Here is a 14054-nt window from a genome sequence, read left to right on the forward strand (position 1 = left end):
ATGCAGGATGGAAGAAAACCAGGGAGTCTGGGTATTCATTGAAGTAAATGATGGAAAAATCGAAGGAGTTTCACTGGAATTGCTTGGTGCAGGAAGGAAGCTTGCAGACAAGCTGGAAGTGCCGCTTTCCGGAGTTATGCTCGGGGAAGGTGTCATGCCTTTAGCGAATGAAGTCATCTATGCAGGTGCAGACCAGGTTTACGTTGTTGACCATCCGGTCCTAAAAGATTATCGGACTGAGTCATATATGAAGGGTGTCTGTATCCTTGCTGAAAAATACAAGCCGGAAATCTTCCTTTATGGAGCGACACCAAATGGAAAGGACTTGGCAAGTGCGGTCGCAACGGATTTAAGCACCGGTTTGACAGCGGATACTACAATGCTTGATGTCGATATCGAGAAAAGGCTGCTTGAAGCGAGCCGTCCTGCTTTTGGCGGTAATATAATGGCAACCATTCTATGTAAAAAACACAGGCCGCAAATGGCCACAGTGCGCCCTAAGGTGATGAAAGCCCTTGAAGCAGATGAAGGCAGGAAGGGAGTCATCATCGAAGAAGAGTTAGAACTTAGGGAAGAGGATATGCGCACAAAGGTGCTTAAAATTGTGAAGGACGTAACAAAAAAGGCCAGCCTGGCAGAAGCCCATGTCATCGTCGCTGGAGGAAAAGGTTTAGGCGATATCCAGGGATTCCAGCTAATTCATGAGTTAGCAGAAGTAATTGGAGCAAGTGTTGGCGGCACAAGGGATGTTGTAGAGGCAGGCTGGCTGAAGCATGAACAGCAAATAGGCCAGACTGGCGAGACCGTCACTCCGAAGATCTATTTTGCCATCGGGATCTCAGGGGCAATCCAGCATGTCGAAGGAATGAAGAACTCTGAGCTGATCATTGCTATCAACAAGGATCCGAACGCTCCGATTTTCGACGTAGCCACATATGGCATTGTTGGCGATGCATTGGAAATTGTACCGAAACTAATCAAGCAGTTCAAAGAGCTCAGCAAAGAGAAGGGCGGGGAAATGAGCTATGTCTGAAAAATTTGATGTAATCGTCGTAGGAGCCGGCCCTGCTGGAACATCATGTGCCTACAACTGTGCCAAAAGCGGATTGAAAGTATTGCTGATTGAACGTGGTGAATACCCAGGATCAAAGAACGTAATGGGCGGGGTTCTTTATCGCAAACAGATGGAGGACATCATTCCGGAATTTTGGAAGGAAGCCCCACTGGAGCGGCCGGTTGTTGAGCAGCGATTCTGGATGATGGATAAAGAATCGGTCGTCCAGTTAGGTTACAAAGGTCTCGAATGGGCAGTTGAACCATATAATAACTTTACAGTATTGCGTGCACACTTTGACCAGTGGTTCGCAAAGAAAGCGGTGGAACAGGGTGCATTGTTGATCAATGAAACTGTTGTCACTGAATGTATTGTAGAAAATGGCAAGGTTGTAGGTGTGCGTACGGATCGCCCCGATGGAGAAGCATTTGCAGATGTTGTCGTGCTTGCAGACGGTGTAAACTCCCTGCTTTCCAAACAGCTTGGCTTCCACAGGGAATTCCGTCCTGATGAGGTTGCCCTTACGGTTATGGAAGTTATCAATCTGCCAAAGGATAAAATCAATGAACGTTTTAATCTTGAAGGAAATCATGGAACGACAATTGAGATATTCGGTGATTCAACAAAAGGCAATCTTGGCACCGCCTTCCTTTATACAAACAAAGAAAGTTTGAATATTGGAGTGGGTACTACACTCTCAAGTATGATCAAAGCCAAATTGAAGCCATATGAGCTGCTTGATTATCTCAAGAAACATCCGATGGTCCGTCCTTATCTGGAGGGAGGGGAATCCGCAGAGTACCTGGCCCACTTAATTCCTGAGGGAGGATTCAATTCCGTGCCTAGGGTAGCCGGTAACGGTGTGCTTGTAGTAGGAGATGCTGCACAGCTGGTCAATGCCATCCACCGTGAGGGCTCAAACATGGCGATGGCTTCAGGCCAAATGGCTGCAGAAGCGATCGTAGAAGCCAAAAAAGATGGCGACTTTAGCGAAAACAGCCTGAACCGCTATAAAGAAGCACTGTTCGGCAGCTTTATCATTAAAGACCTCGAAAAATATAAGGATGCTGCACATACCTTTGAGACATACCCGCAGTATTTCAAGGAATATCTGCCAATGATGAACAAAGCAATGAGCAAGTTCTTTACAGTAGATGGAACACCTAAGAGAGAAAAACAAAAGGAAATCATGCGCAGCGTGACAGCTGAAAAAGGAACCTTTAAAGTAATGCAAGACATCTATCGTGCCTGGAAGGCGGTGAAATAATGTCAACGACGAACATCGAGGAAAAACAATTTCTTTTAAGGTTTAAGTGTGACACGAAATCACATCTGACAGTTTTGGACCATGACGTCTGCATGACGCAGTGTCCTGACAAACTCTGTACAGTATTCTGCCCGGCTGAAGTATACAAGTGGGAAGGGAAAAGGATGCAGGTAGGCTATGAAGGCTGTCATGAATGCGGCAGCTGCCGGATCGGCTGCCCTTACCAGAATATCAAATGGGAATATCCAAAGGGTGGACACGGCATTGTATTCAGGCTTGCTTAATGGTTAACAAGAAAAGACTGGCGGACAAAAAGTTCGCCGGTCTTTTTAGTTTCAAACATGCGAAATAATGAGTCAGAATCAGATGGGTAAATGAAATAAGTGGACTGGAAGTGGGAACAAAGAACGAAAAAAGGTGATGGTAAAAATACTTTAATAGCTAGCTTTCAATAATTGCTCTATTTACATCATATGTAAGTTAATTCACAAATGGGTTCAAAAAAAGGTGGAGCTTTAGAAAGAGGGTTTAGGGTGGGGGTTAACTGATTTTTTCTTGTTTGCGCATTGTGTGAAGCTGGTCACTAAGGATCTCTTTTTCTATATTCCGAGCTGCTTCAACAGCATCATCAAAACGGTCAAATAGAGTTGATGCATATACCGGTTTGCCCGCATCATAAATTCCTGAAGAATCAGATTTGTATATTGTCACATTCCAATTGAAATATTCACTGTCACCTTTTTGGTGCCCTTGAAGCCCAATCAATAAATGGGTATGCAGCATGTCATTCTGGATGTCGAGGAAAGCCTGTTTGTCGCTTAATCCCGCTGGCATAAGTGACTTTTGATAAAATTCTCGGTACAAATTATTCTGCAAGGTAAAATCACTCCTTTTACAATAAGCTATAACTTTATTATATGTAAGGAATGATAATATTTGAAGGTGAATTGTTAAAATTTTTAGAAATTTTAACAAAGTGTCATTTTTCCTTCACATTTTCCTAAATAAATATTAATTGTGATACCCATCACAACCTGAGATTGCATTGGTTTCTATAATGAAATTATAAAAACATATAGGAGGCCGTTAAAAATGACAGGTTGTATGAGCGGTATTAACCAGGATTCAAGTTTTACATTAAGTGCAGGTCTTCAGCAATTAAAAAATGAACATCCACCACTATTGGAGATGCTTGCGACCCTTTTGGATCTTTCACAGAAAATCGAAGAAGGGGAGCAAATGGAAGAGAATTTCTCAAGGCTTAGGGAAATGGTCATTGAGTTCCTTGCAGAGCTGGAGCCGCATTCAGAGAGGGAAGAAGGCGTGCTGTTCGAAATGATGGCAGCCTATATTGGAAGAGAAATGGGACCTATTGCGGTTATGGAATATGAACATGATCAGGCAAAGCGATTTATCGGAACGTTCCTTCATAATACAAAGGATGGTACCACAGGTTTTTCACGAGATAAGATGATTGAGAATGCCCAGATGATAAAAAATGCTAATTACACTTTGGTGAGCCACTTCGCCAAAGAGGAAAGCATTCTTTTCCCGATGGCGGAGAATATGTTCAGCGAGGAAGAAAAACAGGAATTGGCTGAACGCATTCAGTTAATATAAAGAAGACAAAAAGGGTGAAGCAGCGATTGCTTCACCCTTCCTAAATCGTTTTAAGCTTTAGTAATTGTAACTAATTTTATGTCTTTTGTATCGAAACGATAAAAAACATCATCTTCATCAGTGAATTCGATCAACCCTTCTTGATCTTTGGCATCCTGGATGGCTCCAGAAATGTCCTCCACCTCGATTGGTCGTGAAACGGAAAAATCTTTTTCGAAAAAATAATTGATCTTAAACGTAGACATGATAATCTCCCTTCATTAAATCCTCACTTTCTTTCTTTCCTTATCAGGGGCATGCCTAAACATAAAAGTGAAAATGGAAATAATTAATTCCACAAAACAGTAATTATTCGAACTTTCCTATCTGTGCCATTCAGCCAGTTTTTCATCTGAAGGAAGGAACATAGTCAGTATTCCCAGCAAGGGCAGGAATCCGACACAGATGATCATCAATGGCAATCCGATTAGGTCAGCAAGATACCCGAGACCGACTGAACCAATGGCCCCCATACCGAATGCAAGACCGACTGTCAATCCAGCCATCGTGCCGATTTTGCCTGGAACAAGCTCCTGTGCGTATACAACAGTAACAGAAAAGCTCGACATCAGGATAAAGCCGCTAAGGGTAAGCAGGGCAAAGGCGATGCTATACGGCATAAATGGGATGATGGCGGACAGAGGCGCAGCCGCAATCATTGAAATGAAAATAATATTTTTCTTGCCAAAACGATCTGCCAGCGGGCCTCCGAAAAAAGTGCCGAATGCACCGGCAACAAGGAAGGCAAATAAGAAGATTTGCGCCTCTTTAATCGATAGGCCATATTTGTCGATTGTATAGAATGCGTAGAAATTCGTCATACCTGAGATATACCAGGAACGCGCGAAAATCAAAAATAAAATCAGGACAAGCGCCATTTTGATATTTTTTGAGATACCTTTATTTACTCGTTTGTTAGCTTGATTGACCTTGGCAGCTATTTTTTCATAATCCAGTTTCCTGCTGTACCAGGCGGCGATGTATAAAAGCAGCCCAACAGCAATAGCCGCGACAATCGTAAACCATACTGCTCCAAATTGGCCGAGCGGAACAAGGATGAGTGCCGTGATCAAAGGGGCAAGGGCCTGTCCGGAGTTGCCTCCAACCTGGTAAATGGATTGTGCCAGTCCCCTGCGCGGACCGGCTGCCATATAGGCAACCCGGGAACCTTCAGGATGGAACACGGCTGACCCAAGTCCGATGAATAAAACGGAAAGAATAACAAACTCAAAGCTCGAAGCGAATGCGAGTCCAAGAACTCCGAACATGGTCGAGGTCAAACCCAGCGGCAAGGCATAAGGCATGGGCTTCTTGTCGGTTGCCATACCTATCAAAGGCTGAAGGATGGAAGAAACGATATTCAATGAAAAGGCGATCATTCCTAATTGAGTGAATGACAGACCCATCGATTTCTCAAGGATAGGGAACATGGCGGGAATGACGGATTGAATGGAGTCATTCAATAAATGTACTAACCCGATGATAAAGAGTATCTTATATGCTGTCTCATTTTGATTCTGCGGTTTGGCGCTAACGGCGGCGGCTGATTGGCTCATGTTTGTCTCCTTCTAAAAATATTTCGGTTTCCTACATATCATTTTACAGAAAAAGTCACCAGATAAAAATAGCTTTTCTGGTGAAAAATATGGTCTAATATAATTTAGAAAATACAGATTATTCATTCGGGGGAAACAGTGTATGGAAAAAGCCGTAAGCAATTTGATGAACCAAGAAATTTTAGACGAATTCCTGGGGCGCTTCGGGCTGGAGAAGGAAGTGAAGAAACTTGGGGATTTCGAGAATTATGTTTATGAAACTTATAAAAATGGCCAGCCATATATCATGAGGCTCACCCACAGTTCGCACCGGGACATGGATGAGGTATTATCTGAATTGGACTGGATGAGGCATTTGAATAGCAGAGGTTTGTCTGTTCCCGAGGTTTTTCCATCGGAAGACGGTAACTTCGCAGAAGAAATCAGGGCAGCCGATGATAGTTCATTTTATGGCTGCCTATACGCCAAAGCCAATGGGAAGGCTATCAGTGTCCGTTCTGATGAATTCAATGAAGATTTGTTCAAAAAATGGGGAGAAACGACTGGAAGGATGCATCATGCCACAAAATCCTATGAGCCGTCTAAAGGAATAAAAGAACGATCAAGCTGGGATGATGACGATCTCTTGTCAATTGAAAAATATTATCCTTCCGAAGAGAGGCAATTAGTAGAAAATGCAAAAGAAGTGATTGCCTTGATTTCAGACCTGCCAAAAAACAAGGATAATTACGGGATCATCCATACTGATATCCATTCCGGGAATTTCTTTTATGATGGAGAACAGATTCATGTTTTCGATTTCGATGATGCGAGTTACCACTGGTTCACTTCGGATATCGCGATCCCTCTGTACTATTCGATCATATACCGAATCCCTGCCAGCGAGGAAGCAGAACGAAATCGTTTTGGCAAATTATTTCTGGATGCTTTTATCGAGGGATATCAAAAAGCGAATTCGCTGCCAGACGGCTGGAAAGAACAAGTACCTTTGTTCCTGATGCTTCGTGATATTGTACTGTACGCAGTTCTCCATAAAAAAATCGCCCCAGAAGATAGGGACGAAAAATTGAAGGAGATGATGGAAGAAATCGCGAACAGGATCCGGAATAAACAGCCAATCATAAATATAAAAATATAAAAAGGAACCACCAGAGCAAATGCTTCTGGTGGTTTTGTCATTTACCAGCCACGGCTTGCACCGCCGCCCCCGGATGAGCCTCCTCCTCCTCCTCGAGGTCCGCCGCCACCGCCGCCTCTCGAAATGATCGATAAAAGCAGATAGGTTAAGGTCCCGCCGAAGAACATAAAATCGAGGACAACGACGCCGATTACGATGATGACAATCAGCCACGAAGGTATCGGCAGTTCTTGCTGTTGCTGAACATCACCTCGTGCACTCCCGAATTCATTTGTACCTGATACTTCATTGGCAAGCGCCTGATACGTATTCATGACAGCAAGGTTAGGCTGCCCATTTTGCAGATGCGGAATCGCATATTCATCAAGGATGCGACCTGCCTTGCCGTCGGGAATGATTCCCTCAAGCCCATAGCCGACTTCAATCCTGATTTTCTTTTCCTGCATGGCAATTACAAGCAAAACGCCATTATCATCTTCTGCTGTGCCCAGTCCGTACTGGCGATAAGCTTCGACCGTGTATTCCTCAATGCTGGATTCACCAATCGAGTCAACGGTCAGGACAGCAATCTGAGAAGAAGTCTGATCATCAATCGACCTTCCGATGTTCTTTAATTGTATTTCTTCTTTCTCGCTTAAAACATTGGCGAAATCCTGAACATAGATATCACCTACTGGTGCAGGTATCTCATTTGGTGCCGCGATTGCCCCGGCAGGAAGCAGCAATAGCAGGATGCCAATTATTGCTGCCAGGCGAGGGAATCTATTAATGCTCATCGTCAGCCTCCAAAGTCAACCTCAGGGGCTTCCTGTGCCTGAGGGTCCGCCTTGAAGTATTCCTTAGCATCGAAACCTGTTATGTTCGCGATGATGGCACCTGGAAATTGCTTCACTTTCCGGTTATAAACGGATACCTGATCATTATAATCTTTTCTTGCCACAGCCAACCTGTTCTCTGTACCGGCAAGCTCATCCATCAATTGAGTGAACTGCTTATCCGCTTTCAAGTTTGGGTAATTTTCAACAACGACAAGTAAGCGGCTCAATGCGCTGGACAACTCGGCATTAGCAGTTGCCTGTTCCTCCGGTGTATTCGCTCCTGCTAATCTGGCGCGAGCATCCGAAATGGATTGTATGACTTCTTTTTCATGAGCTGCATAGCCCTTTACCGAATTGACAAGATTGGGAATGAGGTCAAGCCTCCGCTGCAGCTGGTTCTCTACCTGCGCATATGCCTGATTGACATTCTCTTCCTCGGCGACAAAATTATTATAGCTGCCAACTCCCATCATGATGAAGATTCCTAGTATCACTAATATTCCAATAACAATTCCTAATCCTTTTTTCACTATAGCCACTCCTAATTCTTAGTTGTTTGTTGATGCCCGTATTTTTCCCTCAAATGCAAGAGTTTTAAACTTATTGCTGATGATTTCTCTTTCGCTTTGGAAGATTAGATACTCAGGAAGGACTTTATTTAGTTTTTGATATAAAATTAAGGGAAATACTGATAAAAACAACGAATTCAGATATACTCTAGTTATGGATTAGTCGTTTAAGGTAAAGGAATGAATTTGTATGAACAATGAGACAGAAAAATCTTTGAAGTTATTCATTGTATTGTCCAGAGCGTACAGGGCTGTCAATGAAAAGGTGAACAAGGTCATCCAAAGAAATGGACTCAACCCGACAGAATTTGCTGTGTTAGAGCTTTTATACCATAAAGGCGAACAGCCATTGCAGCAAATTGGGGGCAAGATTCTGCTCGCCAGCGGCAGCATTACCTATGTAGTCGATAAGCTTGAAGAGAAGGGTTATTTAAATAGAGTAGCCTGTCCAAAAGATCGAAGAGTCACATATGCGAAAATTTCTGATGATGGAAGAAAATTAATAGAAGAAATCTTCCCTGAACATAGCGCCTTGATCCATGAACTCATGGACAGTCTTAATGATGATGAAAAAGACACAGCGATTGAATTGCTAAAAAAGCTGGGCCTTTCTGTGAGCAAATATTAAAAAACGGCGGATGCCGTTTTTTTTATTGCCTTTTCTGAAAATTTTATGGAAAGAACAAGTAATAAAAAGGGAAAAAGGGAATATCCGTAGAATAGGAAAGGGATGGGGATAATACTTCCCGTATAAAGAAAAAGGGGGCAATACCGTGAAATTTGAACAATATACATACACTCGCCCGAATTTGGATGAAGTCACTGCCAAATTCGATAAACTGCTTGAGCAATTCAAAAGTGCAGGTTCTGTTGAGGAGCAAAGCACGGCAATGAATGGGATCAATGATTTGCGCAATGATGTAGGCACGATGTTCAATCTTTGCTATATCCGCCATTCTATCGATACCGAAGATGAGTTCTATAAGCAAGAGCAGGATTTCCTTGATGAACTGGCTCCACAGGTAGAGGGCTTGGTGACAAAATATTATGAAGCACTTGTTTCGTCCTCTTTCCGCGATGAACTAGAAGCAAAATGGGGACGTCAGCTTTTTGCTCTGGCTGAAGCACAGTTAAAGCAGTTTTCACCTGAAATCGTTCCATTGATGCAGAAGGAAAACAAGCTTTCCACAGAATATACAAAGCTTGTTGCATCAGCGAAAATCATGTTTGAAGGGGAAGAGAGGACTCTTGCCCAGCTTGATCCTTTTACAGAGTCAAAAGACCGTGAAACAAGAAAGAAAGCAAGTGAAGCAAAATTTGCATTCTTTTCTGAGCATGGAGAAGAGTTCGACAGGATTTATGATGAGCTTGTCAAAGTCAGGACTGAAATGGCCCACAAGCTTGGCTATAGCAATTTTGTAGAGCTGGCATACTACCGTATGTTCCGTACGGACTATGACAGCAGCATGGTAGCAGCATTCAGGGACCAGGTTCATAAATACATTGTTCCGGTAGCTTCAAAGCTTAAGGAACGCCAAAAGAATCGTATTGGTGTGGAAGAGTTAAAGTACTTTGATGAGCCATTTGACTTCAAAACTGGCAATGCGGCTCCAAAAGGAAGTCCTGAGTGGATCATTGAAAATGGTCAAAAAATGTATGATGAGCTATCTTCTGAAACCGGTGAATTTTTCAGATATATGAATGAAAACAACCTGATGGACCTGGTGGCGAAGAAAGGCAAAGCAGGCGGAGGCTATTGCACATACATTGAAAACTATAAGTCACCATTCATATTCTCGAACTTTAACGGCACCTCAGGCGATATTGATGTCCTTACACATGAAGCAGGGCATGCGTTCCAGGTATATTCCAGCCGCCATTTTGAGATACCTGAATATAACTGGCCAACCTATGAAGCGTGTGAAATCCACTCGATGAGCATGGAATTCTTTACATGGCCATGGATGGAATTATTCTTCAAAGAGGATACCGATAAATATAAATTCTCGCACCTAAGCAGCGGGCTGCTATTCCTGCCATACGGAGTATCTGTCGACGAATTCCAGCACTGGGTTTATGAGAATCCTGAAGCAACACCGGCAGAAAGAAAGCAACAATGGAGAGAAATTGAGAAGAAGTACCTTCCTCATAAAGACTATGACGGAAACACTTACTTGGAAGAAGGAGGATTCTGGCAGAGACAAGGCCATATCTATAATTCACCTTTCTACTATATCGATTACACCCTTGCGCAGATTTGTGCATTCCAGTTCTGGAAGCGTTCAAGGGAAAATCAGGAAGAAGCATGGAATGATTATGCTAACCTATGCAAGCTGGGAGGAAGTATGGCTTTCACTGACCTCGTCAAGGAAGCGAACCTGATTTCCCCATTCGAAGAAGGCTGTGTCCAGTCAGTGATTGGCGAAATCGAAAACTGGCTTGATTCGGTTGACGATAGCAAGCTGTAAATAGGAAATACGAAGCTTCTAGTGGTTTCGCTTCAGACTGCAGGCAAACTTGATGAAAATCAGTTTGTCTGCAGTTTTTTTATTCTCTTTGTTAGATATGTGAGTTGCTAAACCGCCTTATTGGTTACCACTTTTCGAGAATTCGAGGATTTTAGGTCACCAATAGCCCTTATTGGTTACCACTTTTCGAGAATTTGAGGATTTTAGGTCACCAATAGCCCTTATTGGTTACCTCTTTTCGAGAATTCGAGGATTTTAGGTCACCAATAGCCCTTATTGGTGACTACTTTTCGAGATTTTGACGAATATTGGTCACCAATCGCACTTACAGTTGTCTTCACCTTCTCATTCAAAAAGCCCGCATTTTCATGCGGGCTTTCTCCTTACATATTTCGTTCTTTTTTCACCTGTCTGTAGAAAAATACTTCATAAATAACAGGAATCAGAATCAACGTCAAAAGGGTGGAGGAGGTCAGGCCTCCAATTACGGTTACTGCCAGACCTTTGGAGATCAGGGTGCCTGATGAAGTAGTGAGCGCCAATGGAATCAATGCAGCGATCGTCGCAAAGGCAGTCATCAGGATTGGCCGCAGTCTTGTGATGCCTGCTTCAATAAGTGCCTCGCGTATAGGCATTCCTTTCTCTGTACGGTTCTGGCCAATACGGTCGACCATGACAATTGCATTCGTCGTTACGATCCCGATCAGCATCAGCAGTCCAATCATGACGCTTACTGACATCGGTTCATCGGCAATCCACAATCCGAGCAGAGAGCCGATTGGGACGAAAATCAAGGATGAGAGGATAATGAACGGAATCCTCGCCTGGCCGAAAGTAATCAGCATCGTCAGATAGACAAGCCCAATGGCCACGACCATCGCAATTCCCAGCTGAGTGAATGTTTCAACTGTCTCGTCACTGCCTCCTCCACCTTCAAGGGAAACACCCTCAGGGAGTTCGATGTCATTTTGGACACCATCAATGACAGCACTTGAAACGGCTCTTATATCATTTGAATCGATTTGTGCAGAAACGCGGGCGAATATCTTGCCGTCTAATTTCTGGATCGAGGTAAAAGCTTCCGATTCGGTGATACTGGCTATTTCAGTGATAGGAACCGGCCCTTGTTGAGTGAAGATCATCGTGTTTCTGAGGTCCTCAATCGTTTTGGATTTTTCATCATAGGTAATGGAAACACGTCGTTCTTCACCGCCGAGTTTCATGGAACCAGCATCTACAGGTTTGGTTTTATCAGTGATCGTACCAAGAACCTGGAACCCGGAAACCCCTAATTGAGCAGATTTTTCAGGGTCGATATCGACAATCACTTGCTTTTGTTTCTCGGAAAAATTGTTGGATACATATTTCAGGTCTTCCTGCTTCATCATATAATCTTCAACACTTGCAGCTGCGTCCTGCAAGACAGCAAGGTCAGTAGAATATAAGTCAATATTGACATTATTATTTGATGGTGGACCGCCTGTAGATTGTTCCTGAATGCCGATCTTTGCATCTGGCTCTATTGATAGGACGATTTCTTCCATTTCTTTTTCAAGCATTGGTATAAACTCAGAAACACTTACACCATCTCCAAGACTAATAAAATAGTTAGCCTGGTTCTGGCGTTTGAGTCCGGTCTGGAAGTCCCGGCTGCCGATTCCAACGGTGACATCATTGATATCTTTTTGTTCTGCGAACATGTTCTCGACCTTCAAAGAAACTTCATTCGTCTTTTCCAATGATGTTGAAGATGGCAATTGGAATGTAGCAACCAGGAGTTTTTGCTCTTCATTTGGAATGAATGTGAAACCAAGACCTTTGACAAGGAATCCTGAACCCGCAAGCAGGGCAATGGACAGGAAGATGACAAGGGTTTTATGGTTCAGTGACCATTTGATTGATGACGCATATGCTCTTTGCATTGCACCTTCTTTTTCTTCCTTAGGCACCTTCTTGAAAGAGAATTTTGCCAGGATCGGAACGATTGTTACGGCTACAATCAAAGATGCCAGCAATGAAAACACAATTGTCAGTGCAAACGGAAGGAAGAATTCCCCGGTAATGCCCCCGACAAGTCCCAATGGTAAAAATACAACAACCGTGGTTATGGTTGAGGACGTGATCGCCTTCAGAATTTCCTTCGTGGAATCCTGGATCAGTTCATCTGTCATGGCTTTATTTTCTTTACGGACTCTTCGGAAAATGTTCTCAATAACTACGATACTATCATCGACCACCCGGCCAACTGCGACAGCCATGCCGCCTAGCGTCATGATGTTCAATGAGATATCAAGCTGGTTCAAAAAGATTGACGAAATCAATAGCGAAAGCGGAATCGATACAATGGCAATAATCGTCGCCCTGAAGTTCCTTAGGAAGATCAATACAGCGATTGATGCGAACAGGGCTCCGAGCAAACCTTCCTTTACGAGGGTATTGACCGATTTTTCAATTCCTTCCGCGGAATCAAACCCAATCGCGTATTCAAGCCGGTCGTCATAGCTGTTTATGACTGATAATACCTTCTCGGCAACTTCAACCGTATTCGCATCCTGCTTTTTCGTGATAGCCATCGATAAAGATTCTTTTTCGTTATAGCGGGTGATTTCAGGCTTTTCGGTTACAACCTCAATCGAGGCAATATCCCCCAGCTTAACTGGTGGTGCATTTGGAGCGAATTTTGACTGTAAAACCAGGTTTTCTAGTTCATTGATTTCTTCAATTTTTTCCTGAACCCTTACCGGTACCTGGATTTCATTTTCATTCAAGTTGCCAGCTGGAAAGCTGAATTTTTTAGCATTAATACTTTCTTTAATCTCATTCAAGCTAAGGGCAAGCTGGGCAGCCTTTTCCTGATCAACGGTAATTTGAAGGATATCCTCCGTCATGCCGCCAACTGAAACACTGTTTATTCCCTGGATCTTATTCAGTTCAGGAATGATCTCCTCGTTCACAAGCTGTTCCAGGTCCTGATCTCCTTTTGCAAACAGGGAAATATTGAAGATCGGGAATGTGCCAAATGAGAATCGGTTTACATTTGTCTCAACTGTTTCGGGTAGTCCTGCCTCCTTGATGAAGGAATTGACCTGCTGTTCAGCATCATCAAGTTCGGTATCGAAAGGGAACTCCAGATTGATTATTGCGATGCTTTCAAAGGAAGAACTCTGGATTTTCTTTAATCCATCTATCCCTTTGAATTTAGTCTCCAGCTTTTCGGTCACTTGCTCATTGATATCCTGAGGTGATGCACCAGGATAAAAGACTTCCACAGATAGCTGAGGGAATTCAATATTCGGCAGTAAATCGACCTTCAGACGAGTGAAGGAATACAGTCCGCCGAGTATCAGTAAAAATGAAATAATAAAAACAGCAAAAGCATTTTTCAGACTGAACCGTGTCAGAAACCCCATTAGGTATACCTCGTTTCTTCTAAAAAGTTATGCTCTTATTCTATATGTCTTTTATGTATATTTCATTTTTAAACTGTAAAATTTAAAAATAGTTTACTTGCCATGATGCGGTTGC

General features: G+C 43.1%; 13 protein-coding genes. 7 read left to right on the forward strand and 6 right to left on the reverse strand.

Annotated features, from left to right (window positions below; translation table 11 throughout):
- Positions 1-7 precede the first annotated feature (7 nt).
- The 3 genes from RH061_RS07185 to RH061_RS07195 are packed head-to-tail and all read left to right on the forward strand — an operon-like array spanning position 8 to position 2605.
- Positions 8-1033 (forward strand): electron transfer flavoprotein subunit alpha/FixB family protein, encoded by a 1026-nt coding sequence (locus RH061_RS07185; RefSeq protein WP_311074979.1) that lies wholly within the window; start codon positions 8-10, stop codon positions 1031-1033.
- On the forward strand, positions 1026-2321 hold the full coding sequence (locus RH061_RS07190) for an FAD-dependent oxidoreductase (protein ID WP_311074980.1): 1296 nt from the start codon (positions 1026-1028) through the stop codon (positions 2319-2321). The genes RH061_RS07185 and RH061_RS07190 overlap by 8 nt, the downstream gene beginning before the upstream one ends.
- The gene (locus tag RH061_RS07195) at positions 2321-2605 is read left to right on the forward strand and encodes a ferredoxin family protein (protein ID WP_023615122.1); all 285 of its coding nucleotides are present in this window, start codon (positions 2321-2323) and stop codon (positions 2603-2605) included. Before RH061_RS07190 ends, RH061_RS07195 begins: the two co-directional genes overlap by 1 nt.
- Positions 2606-2861: 256 nt before the next feature.
- On the opposite strand, the gene RH061_RS07200 is transcribed toward RH061_RS07195, so the two are convergent.
- Positions 2862-3197: a hypothetical protein gene (locus RH061_RS07200; protein WP_311074983.1), complete on the reverse strand. Its 336-nt coding sequence runs from the start codon at positions 3195-3197 to the stop codon at positions 2862-2864.
- Between the two features lie 216 nt (positions 3198-3413).
- Between RH061_RS07200 and RH061_RS07205 the strand changes: the two genes are divergently transcribed.
- Positions 3414-3941, forward strand: coding sequence for a hemerythrin domain-containing protein (locus RH061_RS07205; protein ID WP_311074984.1), 528 nt, complete (start codon positions 3414-3416; stop codon positions 3939-3941).
- Between the two features lie 50 nt (positions 3942-3991).
- On the opposite strand, the gene RH061_RS07210 is transcribed toward RH061_RS07205, so the two are convergent.
- Both RH061_RS07210 and RH061_RS07215 read right to left on the reverse strand, forming a co-directional pair.
- The gene (locus RH061_RS07210; RefSeq protein WP_311074985.1) at positions 3992-4186 is read right to left on the reverse strand and encodes a hypothetical protein; all 195 of its coding nucleotides are present in this window, start codon (positions 4184-4186) and stop codon (positions 3992-3994) included.
- A gap of 117 nt (positions 4187-4303) precedes the next feature.
- Entirely contained in the window at positions 4304-5536 is a 1233-nt protein-coding gene (locus tag RH061_RS07215; RefSeq protein ID WP_311074987.1) for an MFS transporter, read from the reverse strand.
- A 142-nt stretch (positions 5537-5678) separates the two neighbouring features.
- Between RH061_RS07215 and RH061_RS07220 the strand changes: the two genes are divergently transcribed.
- Positions 5679-6674, forward strand: a complete 996-nt coding sequence (locus RH061_RS07220; protein WP_311074988.1) for a phosphotransferase enzyme family protein — start codon at positions 5679-5681, stop codon at positions 6672-6674.
- A gap of 41 nt (positions 6675-6715) precedes the next feature.
- Here RH061_RS07220 and RH061_RS07225 read toward each other — a convergent pair whose 3' ends face one another.
- Both RH061_RS07225 and RH061_RS07230 read right to left on the reverse strand, forming a co-directional pair.
- Positions 6716-7450: a TPM domain-containing protein gene (locus RH061_RS07225; protein WP_311074990.1), complete on the reverse strand. Its 735-nt coding sequence runs from the start codon at positions 7448-7450 to the stop codon at positions 6716-6718.
- Between the two features lie 2 nt (positions 7451-7452).
- Positions 7453-8022 carry a LemA family protein gene (locus tag RH061_RS07230; protein ID WP_311074992.1) on the reverse strand — a complete coding sequence of 190 codons (570 nt, stop codon included), beginning with the start codon at positions 8020-8022 and terminating at the stop codon, positions 7453-7455.
- A 229-nt stretch (positions 8023-8251) separates the two neighbouring features.
- Here RH061_RS07230 and RH061_RS07235 point away from each other — a divergent pair, with 229 nt between their 5' ends.
- Both RH061_RS07235 and RH061_RS07240 read left to right on the forward strand, forming a co-directional pair.
- A complete protein-coding gene (locus tag RH061_RS07235; RefSeq protein WP_311074994.1) occupies positions 8252-8689 on the forward strand; it encodes a MarR family winged helix-turn-helix transcriptional regulator in 438 nt (145 codons plus the stop codon).
- A 145-nt stretch (positions 8690-8834) separates the two neighbouring features.
- Positions 8835-10529 carry a M3 family oligoendopeptidase gene (locus RH061_RS07240; RefSeq protein WP_311074995.1) on the forward strand — a complete coding sequence of 565 codons (1695 nt, stop codon included), beginning with the start codon at positions 8835-8837 and terminating at the stop codon, positions 10527-10529.
- A gap of 383 nt (positions 10530-10912) precedes the next feature.
- Here RH061_RS07240 and RH061_RS07245 read toward each other — a convergent pair whose 3' ends face one another.
- Positions 10913-13939 carry an efflux RND transporter permease subunit gene (locus RH061_RS07245; RefSeq protein WP_311074996.1) on the reverse strand — a complete coding sequence of 1009 codons (3027 nt, stop codon included), beginning with the start codon at positions 13937-13939 and terminating at the stop codon, positions 10913-10915.
- Positions 13940-14054 lie beyond the last annotated feature (115 nt).

It is taken from the genome of Mesobacillus jeotgali, from assembly GCF_031759225.1.
In the GTDB taxonomy this organism is placed as follows: domain Bacteria; phylum Bacillota; class Bacilli; order Bacillales; family Cytobacillaceae; genus Mesobacillus; species Mesobacillus jeotgali_B.